The sequence below is a fragment of the Candidatus Halobonum tyrrellensis G22 genome (assembly GCF_000495475.1).
Classification (GTDB): domain Archaea; phylum Halobacteriota; class Halobacteria; order Halobacteriales; family Haloferacaceae; genus Halobonum; species Halobonum tyrrellense.
Map to the genome: position 1 here is coordinate 34,888 of NZ_ASGZ01000027.1, position 17,563 is coordinate 52,450.

General features: G+C 72.2%; 19 protein-coding genes and 1 pseudogene. 12 read left to right on the forward strand and 8 right to left on the reverse strand.

From position 1 onward, the window contains the following. The first annotated feature begins 165 nt into the window (after positions 1-165). The 5 genes from K933_RS07960 to K933_RS07980 all read left to right on the forward strand — a co-directional run bounded on the left by K933_RS07960 (position 166) and on the right by K933_RS07980 (position 3,919). Entirely contained in the window at positions 166-1,353 is a 1,188-nt protein-coding gene (locus K933_RS07960; RefSeq protein WP_023394192.1) for an acyl-CoA dehydrogenase family protein, read from the forward strand. 169 nt (positions 1,354-1,522) lie between these two features. Beyond that, the gene (locus tag K933_RS07965) at positions 1,523-1,816 is read left to right on the forward strand and encodes a DUF7853 family protein (protein ID WP_049947703.1); all 294 of its coding nucleotides are present in this window, start codon (positions 1,523-1,525) and stop codon (positions 1,814-1,816) included. A gap of 68 nt (positions 1,817-1,884) precedes the next feature. Further along, a complete protein-coding gene (locus K933_RS07970) occupies positions 1,885-2,574 on the forward strand; it encodes a hypothetical protein (protein WP_023394194.1) in 690 nt (229 codons plus the stop codon). 82 nt (positions 2,575-2,656) lie between these two features. Beyond that, entirely contained in the window at positions 2,657-3,445 is a 789-nt protein-coding gene (locus tag K933_RS07975) for a GHMP family kinase ATP-binding protein (RefSeq protein WP_023394195.1), read from the forward strand. 153 nt (positions 3,446-3,598) lie between these two features. Continuing rightward, positions 3,599-3,919, forward strand: a complete 321-nt coding sequence (locus K933_RS07980) for a 4Fe-4S dicluster domain-containing protein (RefSeq protein ID WP_023394196.1) — start codon at positions 3,599-3,601, stop codon at positions 3,917-3,919. A 39-nt stretch (positions 3,920-3,958) separates the two neighbouring features. On the opposite strand, the gene K933_RS07985 is transcribed toward K933_RS07980, so the two are convergent. Further along, a complete protein-coding gene (locus K933_RS07985; RefSeq protein WP_023394197.1) occupies positions 3,959-6,073 on the reverse strand; it encodes a (Fe-S)-binding protein in 2,115 nt (704 codons plus the stop codon). Positions 6,074-6,325: 252 nt separating this feature from the next. On the opposite strand from K933_RS07985, the gene K933_RS07990 reads away from it, so the two are divergent. After that, positions 6,326-6,928, forward strand: a complete 603-nt coding sequence (locus K933_RS07990; RefSeq protein ID WP_023394198.1) for a hypothetical protein — start codon at positions 6,326-6,328, stop codon at positions 6,926-6,928. A gap of 197 nt (positions 6,929-7,125) precedes the next feature. After that, positions 7,126-7,836 (forward strand): hypothetical protein, encoded by a 711-nt coding sequence (locus K933_RS07995; protein ID WP_023394199.1) that lies wholly within the window; start codon positions 7,126-7,128, stop codon positions 7,834-7,836. A 1-nt stretch (position 7,837) separates the two neighbouring features. Here the strand turns inward: K933_RS07995 and K933_RS08000 are convergent, their stop codons facing one another. Genes K933_RS08000 through K933_RS08010 form a run of 3 tightly spaced genes read right to left on the reverse strand, consistent with a single transcriptional unit; the run spans position 7,838 to position 9,271 of the window. Beyond that, positions 7,838-8,440, reverse strand: a complete 603-nt coding sequence (locus tag K933_RS08000; RefSeq protein ID WP_023394200.1) for an L-threonylcarbamoyladenylate synthase — start codon at positions 8,438-8,440, stop codon at positions 7,838-7,840. A gap of 6 nt (positions 8,441-8,446) precedes the next feature. Next, the gene (locus K933_RS08005) at positions 8,447-8,962 is read right to left on the reverse strand and encodes a redoxin domain-containing protein (RefSeq protein ID WP_023394201.1); all 516 of its coding nucleotides are present in this window, start codon (positions 8,960-8,962) and stop codon (positions 8,447-8,449) included. After that, positions 8,963-9,271 (reverse strand): glutaredoxin family protein, encoded by a 309-nt coding sequence (locus K933_RS08010; protein ID WP_023394202.1) that lies wholly within the window; start codon positions 9,269-9,271, stop codon positions 8,963-8,965. A gap of 114 nt (positions 9,272-9,385) precedes the next feature. Here K933_RS08010 and K933_RS08015 point away from each other — a divergent pair, with 114 nt between their 5' ends. Beyond that, complete coding sequence (locus K933_RS08015) at positions 9,386-10,789, forward strand: hemolysin family protein (protein WP_023394203.1); 1,404 nt, start codon at positions 9,386-9,388, stop codon at positions 10,787-10,789. Between the two features lie 67 nt (positions 10,790-10,856). Here the strand turns inward: K933_RS08015 and K933_RS08020 are convergent, their stop codons facing one another. Continuing rightward, a complete protein-coding gene (locus tag K933_RS08020; protein WP_023394204.1) occupies positions 10,857-12,053 on the reverse strand; it encodes an inorganic phosphate transporter in 1,197 nt (398 codons plus the stop codon). 111 nt (positions 12,054-12,164) lie between these two features. Further along, positions 12,165-12,326, reverse strand: coding sequence for a DUF7859 family protein (locus K933_RS18660; protein ID WP_200862304.1), 162 nt, complete (start codon positions 12,324-12,326; stop codon positions 12,165-12,167). A gap of 108 nt (positions 12,327-12,434) precedes the next feature. Between K933_RS18660 and K933_RS08025 the strand changes: the two genes are divergently transcribed. Next, the gene (locus K933_RS08025) at positions 12,435-13,169 is read left to right on the forward strand and encodes an ArsR/SmtB family transcription factor (RefSeq protein ID WP_023394205.1); all 735 of its coding nucleotides are present in this window, start codon (positions 12,435-12,437) and stop codon (positions 13,167-13,169) included. A 252-nt stretch (positions 13,170-13,421) separates the two neighbouring features. Here K933_RS08025 and K933_RS08030 read toward each other — a convergent pair whose 3' ends face one another. Then, positions 13,422-13,946 (reverse strand): metallophosphoesterase, encoded by a 525-nt coding sequence (locus K933_RS08030; RefSeq protein ID WP_023394206.1) that lies wholly within the window; start codon positions 13,944-13,946, stop codon positions 13,422-13,424. A gap of 200 nt (positions 13,947-14,146) precedes the next feature. On the opposite strand from K933_RS08030, the gene K933_RS08035 reads away from it, so the two are divergent. After that, a complete protein-coding gene (locus K933_RS08035; RefSeq protein ID WP_023394207.1) occupies positions 14,147-15,112 on the forward strand; it encodes a cation diffusion facilitator family transporter in 966 nt (321 codons plus the stop codon). Between the two features lie 97 nt (positions 15,113-15,209). Here K933_RS08035 and K933_RS08040 read toward each other — a convergent pair whose 3' ends face one another. Then, positions 15,210-16,208, reverse strand: a complete 999-nt coding sequence (locus K933_RS08040; RefSeq protein ID WP_023394208.1) for a replication factor C small subunit — start codon at positions 16,206-16,208, stop codon at positions 15,210-15,212. A gap of 80 nt (positions 16,209-16,288) precedes the next feature. Here K933_RS08040 and K933_RS08045 point away from each other — a divergent pair, with 80 nt between their 5' ends. Further along, positions 16,289-16,900 (forward strand): hypothetical protein, encoded by a 612-nt coding sequence (locus K933_RS08045; protein ID WP_023394209.1) that lies wholly within the window; start codon positions 16,289-16,291, stop codon positions 16,898-16,900. 104 nt (positions 16,901-17,004) lie between these two features. Next, positions 17,005-17,563 (forward strand): annotated as a pseudogene (locus K933_RS08050) (polymer-forming cytoskeletal protein); the annotation flags it as partial.

Here is a 17,563-nt window from a genome sequence, read left to right on the forward strand (position 1 = left end):
CGGGCCGACGACGGACGGAACGGCGCCGGGCGGGCCGACGACGGACGGAACGGCGCCGGGTGGGCCGACGCGACCGGCCGGACCGCGGCCGTCCCCGGTCGCCGCGGGGCGTCACACCCGGCGATGCTCGCGAACGCTTTTCACGTCGCACCACCCCCTGTACGCATGCTCGACTACGTGGGACTGGAGGCGGATCTGACCGAAGAGGAACGGCTGATCCGGGATACGGCCCGGGAGTTCGTCGAACGGGAGGTCGAACCCGACATCGGCGACCACTTCGAGGCGGGGACGTTCCCGACCGACCTCGTCGCCGAGATGGGCGAACTCGGCTTCTACGCGCCCAACCTGGAGGGGTACGGCTCGCCGAACGTCTCCGAGCGCGCGTACGGTATCCTGATGCAGGAGTTGGAGGCGGGCGACTCCGGGATCCGGTCGATGGCGAGCGTGCAGGGCGCGCTCGTGATGTACCCGATCCACGCGTTCGGCAGCGAGGCGCAGAAGGAGGCGTGGCTCCCCGCGCTCGGCCGCGGGGAGGCGGTGGGCTGTTTCGGGTTGACCGAACCCGGCCACGGGTCGAACCCCAGCGGGATGGAGACGGAAGCGCGGAGGGACGGCGACGAGTTCGTGTTGAACGGGTCGAAGACGTGGATCACCAACTCGCCCATCGCCGACGTGGCGGTGGTGTGGGCGCGACTGGTCGACGACGGAGGCGACGCGGACGGCGGGAGCGAGGACGCCCCCGTCCGGGGGTTCCTGGTCGAGACGGACCGCGACGGCGTGACGACGGCCGAGATACACGACAAGCTCTCGATGCGCGCGTCGGTGACCGGCGAGATCGGTCTCTCGGACGTGCGCGTACCCGAGTCGAACCTGCTCCCCGGCGTCGAGGGGATGAAGGGGCCGCTGTCGTGTCTCACGCAGGCGCGGTACGGCATCGCGTGGGGCGCGGTGGGCGCCGCGCGCGACTGCTTCGAGACCGCCCGCGAGTACCAACTCGACCGCGACCAGTTCGGCGGTCCGGTCGCCCGCTTCCAGATCCAACAGGAGAAGCTCGCGGAGATGGCCACCCAGGTCACGACCGCCCAACTGCTCGCCTACCGGCTCGCGGCGTTGAAAGAGGAGGGGCGACTCCGTCCCCAGCAGGTGTCGATGGCCAAGCGCAACAACGTCCGCACGGCGCGCGACCAGGCGCGGGTCGCCCGCGAGATGCTCGGCGGCAACGGCATCACGACCGACTACTCGCCGATGCGGCACATGGCCAACATGGAGACGGTGTACACCTACGAGGGCACCCACGACATCCACTCGCTGATCCTCGGCGAGGACCTGACCGGTATCGCCGCCTTCGAGTAGTTCGTCTCCGCGGCCGTCGGCCGCTCGGTCCATCGGAGTCCCCATCGGTCGACCGGTACCCCTGCCTGCGGGCGGGACGGGTGGCGGAATTCGGGCCGGCCGGGCGTCCGATCGGGCAGCCGTGCGAACGACACACACACCTAAGTAGCTCGGTCGTGTGCTACCCACCGTGTCAGCACCTGCCCGCGATCGCTCGGCCGTGCTCGCGTTCACGCGCGAGGAGTCGTGGGTGGTCCACGCCGCCCTCCTCGAACGGGTACGCGAGGCGGTCGAAGCGGGCGAGTACGACGAGGGCCACCCCGAACTCGACGCGCTGCGGACGCTCGAATCCGACGCCGACCGGTTCGCCCCGGCGGAGGTCCACGCGGTCCACGCCTCGCTCGTCGGCTACCTGGCGGACGCGCCGCTCCGCGACCGCCCGCCCGCCCGCGCGGCGCTCGAGACGACCAGCGACGCCCTCTGAGCGCCCGCGTATCAGGCGCGATTGCGGCGGCGGCGGATTTAATCGCCCCCGTCGCCTCGGCCGTGACGATGCCATCCCGTCGGGCCGGGTCGCTGGTCCCGTTCGCGGTCGCCCTCCTGCTCGTGGCCGCGAGCGGCGTCGCCGCCGGCCACGCCGCCGTGCTGTTCACCGCGCGCGACCTCTCGGTCGACGCCGAGGGGAGCGTCGACGTGGGGGTCACGTTCCACGACGTCGACCGGGTCGAGTTCCGACTGGAGGGACCCGACGGGTTCCGCCTGTCGGCGAGCGTGGAGAACGGGGGCGACGCGGGAGCGACGCTCGAACTCGACGCCGCGGCCGCGGGTCGCGGCGACGCCGGCGCGGCGGTGAGCGTCGCCGGCGCGACGCTGCGCGACGCCAGCGTCGAGGGCGCGCCCGGCGGGGCGCTCCCGGCGGGGACGTACCGGATGACGCTCGTCACGCGCGGTATCACGGTCGACCGGGGGACGCTGACCGTCGAGCGGCGCGTCACGCCCACCGACGCCCCGACCCCCGACCCGTCCGGCGCGGACGACCCGGGCGACGCGCCGACCGGAACCGCGACGGCGGCGGACACGACGGCGAACGCGACGGCCGCGGGCGCGACCACCGCCGACTCGGGCGGGGTGACGCTCGGCACCACCGCGACCGGGGGCCCGGGACCCGGGCCGCTGGGCGCGCTCGTGGCGGTTGCGGCCTGTCTGCTCGCGTACGCCGCCGCGGCGGTTCGCACCCGGTGAGCCCGCACCCGACCGGTCGGTCGTACCACGCGCCGACGGACGGTCTATCACGTTTTTTGTACGTCCGGAGCGACGCCGAGGTGTGACTACGGCACACGCCCCCGGGAGCGTGACCACGGTGTTCGCGCCCGGCGAGGGGTCCGACGACGCGGGGTCGCTCGGCACGAGTTTCACCACCGCGGACGGCGTGACCGCGACGGTCGAACCCGCCGCCGAGACGACGGTCGAACTCGACGGCGAACCGACCGGGTTCCCGCCGGTCGAGGGCGTGCTCCGCCGACTCGACGCGACCGCCGCGGTGTCGCTGTCCGCCGAGGTGCCGGTCGGCGCCGGCTTCGGCGCGAGCGGCGCGGCGACGCTCGCGACGGTGCTCGCGGCCGACGCCGAGTTCGGCCCGAACCGCGACCGCGAGGCGCTCGTGACCGCCGCCCACCGCGCGGAGGTGGAGGCGGGGACCGGTCTCGGCGACGTGTTCGTCCAAGCGCGGGGCGGTCTCGTCTGGAACACCGGCGACGGGGTCGGGCGCGCCGAACGCACCGACGCGGTGTCGTACGCGACGTACGGCGACCGCCGGACGGCGGACGTGCTCGGCGACGCGGACGCGATGGCGCGGGTCCGCCGAGCGGCCGACGACGCGTTCGAGGAGTTCGACCCCGCCGGGCCGCTCGCGGACCTGTTCGACTGCTCGTGGACGTTCGCCGACCGGACCGGTCTCCCGAGCGACCGGGTCCGCGAGGCGGTCGCGGCGGTCGAGCGGGCGGGCGGCGCCGCGACCATGGCGATGGTGGGCGAGACGGTGGTCGGCGTGGGCGCGGACGACACCCTCCCGGAGACCACCCGGATCACGACCGAGGGCGCGGCGCTCCGGTGACGGTGCGGGACGGCGGGCGCGGCCGACCGGGGCGGGCGCGGTCGACCGGGCGGGCCGAGCGACGAGCGCGGTAGTCGACCGCCGCGTCCGCGGGTACGCGCTCCCCCGAGTCGATGCCGACGCTTTTGTACTCGCCCGGGCTACGGTCAGACGATGGGAATCGACCCGAACTTCGACGGGAATCGCGAGCGGGTCGGCGAGGAGAACGGGCTCGACGTGTGGGGTCCGGTCGACCGACCGGAGAAACTCGGCATCCACGGCGCGCACGTCGCGGTCGACTACGACGTCTGTATCGCCGACGGCGCGTGTCTGGAGGACTGCCCGGTCGACGTGTTCGACTGGGTGGACACGCCCGGCCACCCCGAGAGCGACCGGAAGGTGGAGCCGACCCGCGAGGACCAGTGTATCGACTGCATGCTCTGTGTCGACATCTGCCCGGTCGACGCCATCGACGTCGACGCCTCGCGGTCGTAGCCCGCCCGACGCCGGCGCGGACCGCTCGGAGCGGGCCGCTCAGTCCGCGGCCGCGGACGACGCGGAGTCCGACCCGGACTCAGCCTCCGTGTCCCCCTTCGCGTCGAGCGCCTCACACAGCAGTTCCGCCACGTCGACGATCTCGATCTCCGCCTCGTAGTCGCCGGTCTTGCGGCCGTCCTCGTACATCGTCGCGCACATCGGGCACGCGACGACGAACTTCTCGACGTCGCCGCCGGCGTCGGTGTCCTCGAGCGCCTCCCGCAGGCGCTCCTCGCTGGGCTTGGGGTCGTCGTCGAACTCCATCCAGAGCCCGCCCCCGCCGCCGCCACAGCAGAAGGAGTCCGCGCGGTTGCGCGGCATCTCCGCGAGGCGGACGCCCGTCGCGCGCACGAGTTCGCGCGGCGCCTCGTACACTTCGTTCATCCGACCCAGGTGACACGGGTCGTGGTACGTCGCCGTGTAGTCGAGTTCCGTCCCGTCGAGACCCAGCCGTCCCCGCCGGACCAGGTCCTCGACGACTTCGGTGTAGTGGTGGACCGGCGCGTCGAACTCGCTGATCTCGGGGTACTCGTTGCGGAAGGTGTTCATCGAGTGGGGGTCGGTGGTGACCACCGCTTCGAACTCGCAGTCGGCGAACGCCTCGGCGTTCTCCTCGACGAGCATCTCGAACAGTCCCTCCTCGCCGACGCGGCGCACGTCGTTGCCGTCGTGTCGCTCCTCCTCGTAGAGGATGCCGTACGAGACGCCCGCGCGCTCGAACAGGGTGGCGAGCGAGCGCGCCACCCGTCGGTTGCGCTCGTCGTAGCTGGGGTACTCGCCGACGTACCAGAGGTACTCCACCGCCTCCTCGCGCGCGTCGGGCACCTCGAACTCCAGGTCGTCGGTCCACTCGGGCCGGGTGCGCGCGGGTTCGCCGAACGTGTTGCCGTTCTGGAACGCGTTCATCATCGCCTCTTGGACGCCCTCGTCCATCTGCCCCGTCTCGGTCAGCCGGCGGTTCATGTGGGTGAACTCCGTCACGTGTTCGATGTCGACCGGGCAGGCGTCCATACACGCCATACACGACATGCACGACTCCATCGTCTCCGCCGCGACGACGGAGTCGCCGCCGTCCGCAACGATGTCCACCTCCTCGGTCCGCCCGGCGTCCCGGTCCTGCCGGTAGTTCTTCAAGTCGAGGATCACGTCGCGGGGGTCGAGCGGCCGGCCCGACGCCTTCGCGGGACAGACCGACGAACACCGGCCGCACTTCGTACAGGCGTCCTGGTCGAGCAGGTGCCGCCACGAGACGTCGTCGAGCGAGGTGTAACCGATCTCGTCGGGCGCGGCGTCGGCGGGCACCCCGGGGAGGCGGACGCCCGCCTTCTCGTCGCGCGTGACCACGTTGGCGAAGCTCGATATCATGTGGAACGGCTTGCCCGCCGGGAGGAACGCGACGAAGCCCAACGCGAGCAGCGCGTGGCTCCACCAGCCCCAGTGGTACAGCGTCTCGGCCGCCGCGGGACCGAGCCCCGCCTCCGAGAGCAGTCCCGCGAGGAAGAAGCCGACGAACGACACCCGCTCGTAGCTCGCCATCCCGGCGGAGCCGACGATCCGGACCGCTTCGAGGAGGTAGCCGCCCGCGCCCAGCAGAAACAGCGTCCAGACGAACGCGTCGTCCTCGAAGGAGGTGTGTCTCCCCCACAGCCGCCCCTCGCGTTCGGCGTACCGGCGGTAGAGCGCCATCCCGACGCCGACGACGAACAACAGCCCCATCGCGTCCATCACGAACGAGTACGAGAGGTAGAACTCGCCGACGAAGAACGACTCCCCGACGGCGGGCCGCCAGAGGTCGATGTCGACGCCGAGGATGGTCGTCCCGACGAGCAGGGTGAGAAAGCCCCAGACGACGAACGAGTGCATCACGCCCGCGTACAGGTCGCGGTCGAACTGGCCCCGGTTCGAGGCGACCGTCCCCGCGGCGGCGACGACCCGGCCGGGCAGGTCGTCGAGGCGGTCGAACGGCTCGTCGGCCCCCTCGGCGTACCGCGCGAACCGGGCGTACGTCCCGTAGACGAAGTAGACGACCGCGAGCGCCGACAGGAAGTAGAAGACGGCCTTCCCGACCGGTCCGACCGTCCAGAACGTCTCGCGGGTCACCTCGGACTGCATGCGCGTAGCCCGACCGCGCGCGACGTTAAGTCTTGGCAAGCTTTACGGCCCCGCCGGGTTCCGCGGCGCGGCGGTCCGCTCGCCCGGTACACGCCCCCCGCGACCGGCCGCCGCGGACGCCGCGGGTTCGACGGGTGACGACCCGCGGTTCGCCTCGCGTCGGTCAGTTCGCGAATCCGCCGAATACGGTCGGTACAGCCGCCGTGCGGCGCCCCACAGGCTTTTGTATCTCGCTCGCGTGATGTGCGAGAGATGGACGAGAAGACGGCGGAACTCAGGGACATCTTCGTCGAGACCACCGGGTCGGACACGGTCACGGAGAATCAGGAGGAGTCGCCGGGGTCGTTGGCCGACGAGGACCGCGAGGGGGACGAGGCGCGGGTCCGCGAACTGGTCGGGATGATGCGCGACCGCTACGAGTTCGCCTCCGACCGCTCGAACCCCGAACTCGAACGCGTGGTCGAACTGTACTACGACGGCGCCGACGACGCCGCCATCGCGGAGGCGCTCGGCGTCGACGAAGACGAGGTGTTCGACGCGCGGATGGACGTCCACCTGGTGCGCGAGTCGGACCGCGAGGCGCCGTTCGACCTGGACGACCTCCGGTCGCTCCACGTCGAGGAGGTGCCGCTCGCCGACCGCGCCGAGCGACTCGACAGCGACGAGCCGACCGTCGCTCGCTACACCGAGGTGGTGGAGGCGGACATGGAGTCGACGCGCGCGAACGACCGCTTCCGCGACGAGTTCGACGAACTCCTCGCCGACGCCGACCTGGAGGGCGGGCTCACCGCCGACGCCCACGAGGACGGTCTCCAGGAGGCCACCGAGGACATGGAGACCGACGTCTCCTTCTGATCCGATCGGGCGACCGCCCCGCACGACCGACGGCCGGACCGCGCGACCCGCTCGCGCGACGCCCACTCGTCCGGTCCCCGCCGCGGTGGCCCCTCCGCCGCCGAGTCGACCGACGGTGGTCGACCGGCGGGGCGAGTCCGGAGCCGGGTCCGGGTTCAAGTTCAACTTCAAGTACGGGGACGCGACCACCCCGGCGCGTGTCCCGTTCGCGCCCCCGCCCGGACTCGGTCGCGTTCTCCGACCTCGCCCGCGCCGCCTACTGCCCGCGTCAACTGTACTACGCCAGACGCGAGGACGACCGCGACCCGCCGCCCGCGGCGCGCGAGCGGGTCGACCTCGCGTACCGCTACCCCGACCTCCGGGCGATGGACGACGCGGCGCTCGAATCCGCGCCGGTCGACCGACCGCCGACGGAGTACCGCGCGGCGCTCGCGCGGGTGGCCGACCGCGACGACTACGACCGCCTGACCGACCCCGCGGGGACGCGCGTCTTCCTCGCCGGGAAGGACGCACACGGGCTGGCGTACAAACTGCTCGAACCCGACGGGGACGGAACCGACGGGGAGCCGCCGGTGCCGACTATCGTCACGCCGGGCGCGCCGCCCGAGTCGGGCGTCTGGGAGCCGCAGGCGGTGCGGGCGGTCGCGGCCGCGAAGGCGCTCGCGTGGGAGCGCGACCGCGAGGTGCCGCGCGCGCTCGTGGAGTACCCCGCCCACGGCGTCGTGAGGAGCGTCCGCGTCGGCGTCCGGAAGACCGCGGCGTACCGTCGGGCGCTCCGCGCCGCGCGGGGGATCGACGGCCCGCCGCCGCGGCTGCGCGGCGGCGCGCGGTCGAACTGCGAGCGCTGTGCGTACGCCGACGAGTGCGGCGTGCGGACGCGGAGCCTGCGGTCGCTGCTCGGGCTGTAAGTCAGGGGTTCGAGGCGAGCCACTCGCGGACCGCGTCCACGGCGGGACCGGCGCGGTGGATCAGCCCCTGTTCGGGGTCGACCACGGTGCTCTCGCCGCCGGGGGTCTCGCCCGTATCGAGCACCGCTCCGACCGCCTCCAGGACGCGGGGGTCGAGGTCGTCGACCCGGCGGACGCTCCCCGCGCCCGACCGGTTGGCGCTGGTCGCCGTGACCGGGCCGGCCGCCCGCGCGAGCGCCCGCGCCACCTCGTGGTCGGGGACGCGGACCCCGACGCGCTCCTCGCCGGCGGTGAGGACGTCGGGGAAGTCGGGACCGCGCTCGACCACGACCGTCACCGGGCCAGGGAGGAACGCGCGGACGAACCGCTCGGCGCGGTCGCCCGCGCGGGTCGCCGCGAGCGCGGCGTCCGCGTCGGCGAACGCGACCGACAGCGGCTTCGCGCGCGGGCGGCCCTTCGCGTCGTACACCCGTTCGACCGCGTCGGCGTCGGTCGCGTCCGCGCCGAGACCGTACACCGTCTCGGTCGGGTAGACGACCGGGCGGCCCGCACGCACCGCCTCGGCCGCCCGCTCGACCGCGTCGGCGTCGGGGTCGGTGGTCATCGGTCCCTACAGGTCGTCGAGCGCCGCCTCGACCTCGTCGTAGTCGGGGAAGTCGGGCCACTCGCTCGCCGCCCACGCGTACCGCACCGTGCGGTCGCCGTCGACGAGGAACACCGCTGGCCGGTGCTCCGTGACGCCCGCCATCCCGTCGAGGTCGTGTTCGATCCCGTACGACTCGGCGACGCCCGCGTCGGGGTCGGAGAACAGTCGGTACTCCATCCCCCGCTCGTCGAGGAACGTCCCGTGCTCGTAGGGCGTCGAGATGGAGACGCCGAGCACCGTGAGGTCGGCGTCGTCGCCGCCCCATCCTCGGTCCCTGATCTCGTTCCAGACGTACGTCGCGGGGAACGCGCCGTCCATCGGGAAACAGACCAGGAGGACGGGACCCTCGTCGGTGAACTCGGAGAGCGACGCGTCCGACCAGTACTCCGCGCCCACGAGCGGGCGGGTGAAGTCGGGCGCCTCCTCGCCCGCCTCGGGGTGGTCCGCCTCGGGGAGTTCGACCACGTCGAACTCCGGCATTCACGCACCCCCGGCGGCGCCCGTCCCCGACTCGGCTTCCGACGCGGCGTCGGCGCCGTCGCCGTACGTCCGCTCGACGTACTCGACGATGTTGGCCGATTCGGACATCGTGACGCCGGTCGACTCGTCGACGATCGCGGGCACCGTCCGCTTGCTAGTGATCCGCGCGACGGCGTTCCGCTCGGAGTGCATCGGCTCGACGAACCGGGAGTCGTACGACAGCCCGTGCTCGTCGAGTGCGCGGACGACGCGCTCGCAGAACGGACACGCCTGAAGACGGTACAGCGTGATATCCGGGTCGTCGGACATGCGCGGACGTACGGCGAGCAGGGGGGTAATCCCTTCGGCGCCGGCACCCGCGCCGGACCGGCGGGACGACGAGGACAACGCTTAATTCCGGGCCGACTCAAACCCCCGTATCACATGGGTTTGTCGCCGGAATACTCCCCTCTAGTCGTTCCCGCGCAACTCGGAGGTGCGCTCGACGTCGTTCCGATCAACGGGACGACGATCGCGATCGCGGGCAGTCTCGCGATCGCCGTCCTGATCGGCCTGTCGGCGTTCTTCTCCTCGTCGGAGATAGCGATGTTCTCGCTCGCGGCCCACCGGGTCGACCACCTGGTCGAGGAGGGACTCCCGGGAGGGGAGGCGGTCAAGGAGCTCAAGTCCGACCCGCACCGCCTGCTGGTCACGATCCTCGTCGGGAACAACCTGGTCAACATCGCGATGTCGTCGCTCGCGACCGCGCTGGTCGGCATCTACGTCGACAACGCGGGCACCGCCGTCCTGGTATCCACGTTCGGGATCACCTCGCTCGTGCTGCTGTTCGGCGAGTCGGCGCCGAAGAGCTACGCGGTCGAGAACACCGAGTCGTGGGCGCTCCGGATCGCGCGGCCGCTTCAGCTGTCTGAACTGCTGCTCCTCCCGCTGGTGGTCACGTTCGACCACCTCACGCGGCTGGTCAACAAGGTGACCGGCGGCCGGTCGGCGATCGAGACCTCGTACGTCACGCGCGACGAGATCCAGGACATGATCCAGACCGGCGAGCGCGAGGGCGTTATCGAGGAGGAGGAGCGCGAGATGCTCGACCGGATCTTCCGGTTCAACCGCACCATCGCGAAGGAGGTGATGACCCCCCGGCTCGACGTGACCGCGGTGCCGAAGGACGCCACCGTCGAGGAGGCGATCGAGACGTGCGTCCAGTCGGACCACGAGCGCGTCCCCGTCTACGAGGGCAACCTCGACAACATCATCGGCGTCGTGAACATCCGCGACCTGGTGCGCGCCTACTACTACGGCGAGGGGGAGCCGACGCTCGCGGGCGTCGTCCAGCCCACGCTGCACGTCCCCGAGTCGAAGAACGCCGACGAACTGCTCGAGGAGATGCAGGAGTCGCGCATGCAGATGGTGGTCGTGATCGACGAGTTCGGCACCACGGAGGGGATCCTCACGCTCGAGGACATGGTCGAGGAGATCGTCGGCGAGATCCTCGAGGGCGACGAGGACGAACCGTTCGAGTTCGTCGACGACGAGACGGTGGTGATGCGCGGCGAGGTCAACATCGACGAGGTCAACGAACTGCTCGGGATCGACCTCCCCGAGGGCGAGGAGTTCGAGACGCTCGCCGGGTTCGTGTTCAACCGTGCGGGCCGGCTCGTCGAGGAGGGCGAGGAGATCGAGTACAACGGGATCACCATCCGGATCGAGGAGGTCGACAACACTCGGATCATGCGCGCGCGCGTCACCGTCACCGAGGCGTACGACGACAGCGAGGAGTTCGAGGAGTCGGACGACCGCGACCACGACCAACTCGAAGCCGAGGACTGACCCGCCGACCCCGGGGGCGAGCGGGTCGGGCCGACCGGTGGCCCCGGGTCGTCGCCGACGTCCCGCCTCAGATCACCGCGTCGACGGCGGTGAACAGGCCGTACCCCAGCCCGAGCGCGAGCACCAGCGACCCGACCCACGCGAGGACGGTGTACACCATCTTGCGGGTGCTCACGCCCGCGCCGCCCGCGGCGTACCCCGAGCCGATGATCGCGGAGACGATGATCTCGTTGAACGAGACGGGGACGCCCAGTGCGACCGCGGTCTGTGCGATGATGAAACTCGGGATCAGCGCCGCGATCGACCGACGGGGACCGAGCGAGGAGTAGTCCTGCGCGAGCGCCTTGATCATCCGGGGCGCGCCGGTCCACGACCCGGCGAGCAGGCCCAGCCCCCCGCCGACGAGCACCGCCGTCAGCGGGATCGACAGCCCCGAGTCGAGCAGCGGCACCAGCGGGCCGATCGCCAGCCCGACCTGCGACCCGCCCGCGGAGAAGGCGACGAGCGCGCCGAGCGCGAGCAGGAGGTGGCGCTGGCCGCCCGCCTCGTCGTACCCCATCTCGTAGCGGAGCGCGCCCGTGACGAGCGCGACGGCGGCGAGCGTGACGAGCACGACCCCCGTCGGGACCGGTCCGACCGAGCCGAGTCCCAGCCGGCCGCCGAGCGCCTCCGCGATCGAGGCCGACTCGCCGCCGGTCCCGAGCACCGAGAACCCGATGTTGACGACGATGGCGGCGACCAGCCCCCCGAGCGCGGGGACGGCGACCGGCTCGGGGACGCGGTCGTCTCGGAGCAGGCGGGCGGTGGCGTACGCCACGCCGCCGCCGACGAACGGGACGGCGACCCACAGGGCCACGATCTCCCGGTACTTCCCCCACGCGGGCGTGCCGCCGAGCGCGAGACCGACGCCGACGACCGCGCCGGTGACGGTGAACGCCGTGGCGATCGGGTAGCCCGCGAACACGCCGATGGCGACCAGCGCGGCCGCGGTCAACAGCCCGACGATGGCGGCCGTCGCGGTGATGGTGACCCCGTCGATGAGGGCGGTTCCGACCGCCTCCGTGACGTTCGCCCCCTGGAGCACCGCTCCGAGGAGGCCGAGCACGCCGACGACCAGCCCCGCGCGCATCACCGAGATGGCGTTCGCGCCGACCGCGGGCGCGAACGGCGTCGACCCCGACGACCCCGCGCCGATGGCCCACGCCATGAACAGCGAAGCGAGTCCCGCGACGACGAGGGTTGCGAGGGTTGCGGCGGCGACCATACCGCGGGGTCGACCGCCCCGTACAAGTGCGTGTCCCTGTGCCGCGACGGAACCGCGACGGTACCGCGACTGTCGCTGCCGGCTCCGGCGGTCGAACCCGCTCGGCTCGCCTCAGCGCTCCTGTCGGCCGGCGTCGTACCCCTCCTTCGCGCTGACGAAGATCCGGCGGACGAACAGGTACGCCCCGAAGACCAGAATCAGGAGGACCACGAGGATGCCCGCGAGCACGGGGTTCGCGGCCAGAGCCTCCGCGAGCGTGTCGAGAATGTCCATGCCCGGCCGTCGGAGGTCCGAGCCAAAGGTTTTCGGGTCGGTCGAGTCGGGGCGGCTCCGGACGCGACCACGGGAAGGCTTACGGCGGCCGGGGCGAAACCGCCGCCGATGGCCGACATCCTGCCCTCCACGCCGGACATCGGGGACGCCGAGGAGCGCGACCCCCGGGTCATTGGGGTCGACGGCGACGACGCCGACGACGTGCTCTCGGCGCTGTCGTCGGCGACCGCGCGTCGGCTCCTCTCGGAACTCCACGCCGACCCCGGGCCGGCGAGCGACGTGGCCGACCGCGCGGACACCAGCCTCCAGAACGCGCAGTACCACCTCAAGCGCCTGCGCGAGGCGGGGCTGGTCGAGGTGGCCGGCACCGCCTACTCCGAGAAGGGTCGCGAGATGGACGTGTACGCGCCCGCCGACCGCGCGCTCGTGTTGGTCGCGGGCCGCGAGGAGGACACAACCGGGCTGAAGGGGACGCTCGAACGCCTGCTGGGCGCGGTCGGTGCGGTCACGGTCGGCGCGGCGGCCGTCGAACAGGCGCTCGGCGGCCCGTTCGCGCTCGGGGTCGGCGCCCCCGGCGGCGCGACGACGACCGGAAGCGACGGCGGTGCGGGCGGCGAGGGCGTCTCGATACAGGACGTGGAGACGACGGCGGAGGTCGGCCGCTCGACCGTCACCGCCGCCCGGGAGACGGCGGCGGACCTCGGCGCCGACACCGTCGCCGGGCAGGCGACCACCACGCCGACGCTCCTCGATACGCTCGCCGCCTCCCCGGGCGCGCTGTTCCTCCTCGGCGGGCTGGTCACGCTCGCACTCGTCGGCGCGTACCTCTACGCGCGGCGGTGAGGCGCGCGGCCCGCCGAGCGGTACGGGACGCGTCTCGCGGGCTGTACCCCCTCGATACGACGGGTCCCGGGCCGGGCCACGGACCACCACCGGTTGGTAAAACGCGTCTTTGACTCTACGACGTGTATATCATACCTCCGCCGCAAGGGACAGATACCGGTTCCCGCGACGCTTCGGCCCTCCACCACGCTCCACCCGGTTCGACCGGGACGGTCCCCCCCTTTCCCCGTGGGGCGTCCGGCGACGGTCGCCTCACCCGTCGCGGGCCGGTATCTCGAACCGCTCGAACGTCTCGCCGTCGGGTGTAACCAACCGCCCCGAGAGCCCCGTCCTCCCCTCCAAGGGTTCGAGTTCGGCGTGCGCCGGGCGGTTCCCCCGCGGTTGGGCGTGACTTCCCGGGTTGAGCAACGGCAGCGGTCCGGTGTCGTCGAACCCGGGGGCGTGGCTGTGACCGAACACCACCGCGTCGGCGTCGCGCTCGCGGCCGAACATCGCCAGCCCGGTCGCGCCGCTCCGACTCCGGTGGCGGACCGCGAGCGCCACGCCCGCGTACGAGACCACCCGCTCGGCCGGGAGGCGGGCGCGGACCGCGTCGTCGTCGTTGTTGCCCGTGACGCCGTACAGCGAGTCGTTCACGTCGAGGAAGTCGTCGAGCACCGCCTCGCGGTAGAAGTCGCCCGCGTGGACGACCCGGTCGGCCTCGCGGACCGCCTCCAGCGTCCGCCCGCGGAGGCGGTGGTCGGTGGTTCCGTGCGTGTCCGAGACGACGGTGAGCATGCCCGACCAGTGGGGCGCCGCCTACTCAACCGTTCGGCCGTCGTCCCGGTCCGCCCCGTCCCGGCGCCGTCGAGTCGGCGCGCTCGCGGGGCCGCGCCGACGCGGGTCGCGCGGCGGTCGCGTCCGGTCCGCCGCCGTCGCGGCTCCACGAGCGACCGCGAGCCGGGCAGGTTAAGAAGCGGGCGGGAGTGGCGTCGGCCATGGCCGGGAGTAAGTCAGTCGTCATCGCCGCACTCGTCGCGAACGGCGCCATCGCGATCCTCAAGTTCCTCGGCTACCTCCTGACCGGGAGTTCGTCGATGCTCTCGGAGACGTACCACTCCATCTCCGATACGGGCAACCAGGTGTTCCTGCTGATCGGCATCCGGTCGTCCGGACAGGAGCCGAGCCAGTCGCACCAGTTCGGCTACGGCAAGTCACAGTTCTTCTACTCGTTTCTCGTCTCGGTGCTGCTGTTCGGCATCGCGGGCTGGGAGTCGCTCAAACACGGCTACACCGCACTGACCGCGAGCGGGCACGGCGGCGGCGAGGCGGGCGCCGTCATCATCGGGGGCGTCAACCTCAGCGAACTCGTCCCCGTCGAGCCGTTCTGGGTCAACGTCGCGGTACTCCTCGGAGCCATCCTCTTCGAGTCGTACGCGTTCAAGAACGCCTACGCCGAGTTGACCCGCCAGATCCGCGAGTACGGCTGGTCGGGGATCCCGGAGGCGTTCCGCCAGACCAGCGACGTGACCACGCTCACCGCGTTCACCGAGGACGCCATCGCGCTCGGCGGTGCGGGCATCGCGTTGGTCGCGCTCGCGCTCGAACGCGCCACCGGCGACCCCGTCTACGACGCCGCCGGGTCGGTCCTGATCGGCCTGCTCCTGATGGGGTTCGCCGTCGCGCTCGCGTGGGAGAACAAGCGGCTCATCGTCGGCGAGTCGCTCCCGGCGTCGGTCGAGACGGAGCTTCGAGGGGCCGTCCAGAACCACCGGGGCGTCACGCACGTCGACGGCTTCCGCACCATGTTCATCGGTCCCGGGAAGGCGCTCGTCACCGCCGACGTGAGCTTCGACACCGACCTCGACACCGGCGAGATCGACGAGGACATCACCCAGATAGAGGCGAAGCTCCGCGAAGTCGACGACCGGATCGATATCATCTATATCGAACCCGAACTGTAGCCGTCGTCGGCACCGGCGCGGCGTTCCGTGTCAGAGCGCGCCTCTACACCGGGTTCCGCTCGGGACCCGGTCGCCGTCGTGCGGGGCGATTCCTGCCTCACTCCGCCGCCGACGAGTCGAGCGCGAGCGACGCCAACAGCGCCTCCAACTGGACCTGCTCGTTGGCGCCCTCCGAGATCCGGTAGTCGGCCTCGCCGATCCGCTCCATCAGCCTGACCGCCTCGCGGTCGGAGAGACCCACCTCCCACACCGAGCGGTGGATCTGGTCGATCACGTCGCCGCCGGCCATCCCCGTCTCGGTCAACAGCGCGTCAAGCGTCGCGCGCGCCTTCGAGAAGTCGCCGTCGAGGGCGTCGTCGACCATCGTGCGGATCTCCTCGGGCCGGGCGGTCGCGGTGATCGTGTAGACGGCGTCCTCGTCGACGGTCTCGCCCGTGGTGGCGGCCGCCTGCAGCGAGTTGATCGCCCGGCGCATGTCGCCGTCGGCAGCGTACACGAGCGCATCCACCCCGTCGTCGGTCACCTCGATCCCCTCGGCGGCGGCGATCTCGCGCACCTGCGTCTCGACCGCCTCGTCCGCCAGCGGCGAGAAGCGGAACACCGCACACCGCGACTGGATGGGGTCGATGATCTTCGACGAGTAGTTACACGAGAGGACGAACCGCGTGTTGTCGGAGAACTGCTCCATCGTCCGCCGGAGCGCCGACTGGGCGTCGTCGGTCAGCGAGTCCGCCTCGTCGAGGAAGATGACGCGGTAGTCGTAGCCGCCGAACGACGAGCGCGCGAAGTTCTTGATCCGGTCTCGCACCACGTCGATCCCCCGCTCGTCGGAGGCGTTGAGTTCGAGGAAGTTGGTCCGCCAGTCGTCGCCGTATATCTCGCGGGCGATGGCGACCGCGCAGGTGGTCTTCCCCACGCCCGCCGGTCCCGCAAACAGTAGGTGCGGCAGGTCGTTCCGCTCGATGTAGCTCTCCAGCCGCGAGACGGTGTCCTCGTGGCCGGCCACGTCGGCCAGCCGCTGGGGCCGGTACTTCTCGATCCACACTTCCCGGCCGGGCGTCCCGCCCGCCTCGGCGTCCGCGTCGGCCTCGCTCATGTCCCGGGGTGGGGGAGCCGCGGGCATAAACGCCCCGAGACAGCCCGAACACACTCGTGCAGCGAGCCACCACAGGGGACGTGGACCCGCTTTCGCGCCGACGAGTACTGGGCGTCGTCGCGGCGGCCGCGGCGAGCGGTTGTGCCGGAACCGGCGCCCGCGAGACGGCGTCGCCCTCCCCGACCGTCGCCGCCTCGGAGGACGCCGCGGAGGAGTCGTACACGAGTTGTCTCCCCGACCCGACTACCGCACGGGCCACCCACCCGGCGGGCGATCCAGTGGTCCGATCGTCCGCGCTCACGCCCGCGTGGGACTGGACCGCCGTCGAGTGGGTGGTCGCCTCGTCGAGCGACCGGGACGCACTCACCTACGCGCCGGCCGCGACCAACGTCGACGCACTGCGGGCGTTCGTCGACGGCACGGACCTGTCGGCGCGGTCGCTGCTCGTTCTCCAACACCGGTACGACGCGTGCCTGGCGCTCCGGGTGGAGCGCGTCAAGTGGCGGGGGTCCGCGCGCTCGTCCGGCGGGAGGTTCGACTTCGGCGTCCAGTTCGCCGACGGCGAGGCGAGCGTGGACTGCGAGGGGCGGGGAGACCACACGATAACCACCGCGGTCCGGGTCCCCGCCGAAGTCGAGGCAGTCGGCGAGGTTACGTCCGCCACGTTCCCCATCGGCCGGGACGACTGTTGACCGCGGGTCGGTCGGGCCGTGCGGCGGTCCGTCCACTTCCGGGCCTGGCCGGAACGCCCCGGCCGACCGCGGGAGCTATACTCGCCGCTCCGGAACCCGTTGCCGTGTCGTCGCTCCGTCGCACCGCGGCCGCACTCGCGTGTCTCGCGGTACTCGCGTCGCTCGCGACGTTCGCGCTCGGCGCACCACTCGGCGGCGGTGGGGTCGCCGGCGTCGCGGGCGGGAGCACCACGGCCGACGGACCGGCCGGGGGAGCCGCGCCGCTCCCGTCGGGACCGCTGACGACCGTCGCGGTCGGGCCGAACGAGACCGTCGCGGGGCGGGCGGTCGCGGTCGGTCCGCGGACCGTCGTCGCGGGCACCGTCGAGGGCGACCTCCGGGCGTACGGGGGGAGCGTCGTCCTGACCGAGGGCGCGACCGTCACCGGCGACGTGCAGGCGTTCGGCGGCGTCGTCCGGCTGAACGGCACCGTCCGGGGGCCGGTCACCGCCTACGGCGGCCGGGTCGTCGTCGACGGCGAGACGGGCGACGTGAACGCCGGCGGCGGCGCGGTCCGGCTCGCGGGGTCGACCGGGCGCGTGACGGTCCTCGGCGGGCGGGTCGTGCTCGCGCCCGGCGCGCGCGTCGGCGGCGACCTGGAGTACGACGCCCGACTGGTCGACC

What these genes read in the sequence shown, in the direction of transcription:
- K933_RS07960 (WP_023394192.1), top strand. Translation starts at nt 166, where the DNA reads ATGCTCGACTACGTGGGACTGGAGGCGGATCTGACCGAAGAGGAACGG.
- K933_RS07970 (WP_023394194.1), top strand. Translation starts at nt 1,885, where the DNA reads ATGCCATCCCGTCGGGCCGGGTCGCTGGTCCCGTTCGCGGTCGCCCTC.
- K933_RS07980 (WP_023394196.1), top strand. Translation starts at nt 3,599, where the DNA reads ATGGGAATCGACCCGAACTTCGACGGGAATCGCGAGCGGGTCGGCGAG.
- K933_RS07985 (WP_023394197.1), bottom strand. Translation starts at nt 6,073, where the DNA reads ATGCAGTCCGAGGTGACCCGCGAGACGTTCTGGACGGTCGGACCGGTC.
- K933_RS07990 (WP_023394198.1), top strand. Translation starts at nt 6,326, where the DNA reads ATGGACGAGAAGACGGCGGAACTCAGGGACATCTTCGTCGAGACCACC.
- K933_RS08000 (WP_023394200.1), bottom strand. Translation starts at nt 8,440, where the DNA reads ATGACCACCGACCCCGACGCCGACGCGGTCGAGCGGGCGGCCGAGGCG.
- K933_RS08005 (WP_023394201.1), bottom strand. Translation starts at nt 8,962, where the DNA reads ATGCCGGAGTTCGACGTGGTCGAACTCCCCGAGGCGGACCACCCCGAG.
- K933_RS08010 (WP_023394202.1), bottom strand. Translation starts at nt 9,271, where the DNA reads ATGTCCGACGACCCGGATATCACGCTGTACCGTCTTCAGGCGTGTCCG.
- K933_RS08015 (WP_023394203.1), top strand. Translation starts at nt 9,386, where the DNA reads ATGGGTTTGTCGCCGGAATACTCCCCTCTAGTCGTTCCCGCGCAACTC.
- K933_RS08020 (WP_023394204.1), bottom strand. Translation starts at nt 12,053, where the DNA reads ATGGTCGCCGCCGCAACCCTCGCAACCCTCGTCGTCGCGGGACTCGCT.
- K933_RS18660 (WP_200862304.1), bottom strand. Translation starts at nt 12,326, where the DNA reads ATGGACATTCTCGACACGCTCGCGGAGGCTCTGGCCGCGAACCCCGTG.
- K933_RS08025 (WP_023394205.1), top strand. Translation starts at nt 12,435, where the DNA reads ATGGCCGACATCCTGCCCTCCACGCCGGACATCGGGGACGCCGAGGAG.
- K933_RS08030 (WP_023394206.1), bottom strand. Translation starts at nt 13,946, where the DNA reads ATGCTCACCGTCGTCTCGGACACGCACGGAACCACCGACCACCGCCTC.
- K933_RS08035 (WP_023394207.1), top strand. Translation starts at nt 14,147, where the DNA reads ATGGCCGGGAGTAAGTCAGTCGTCATCGCCGCACTCGTCGCGAACGGC.
- K933_RS08040 (WP_023394208.1), bottom strand. Translation starts at nt 16,208, where the DNA reads ATGAGCGAGGCCGACGCGGACGCCGAGGCGGGCGGGACGCCCGGCCGG.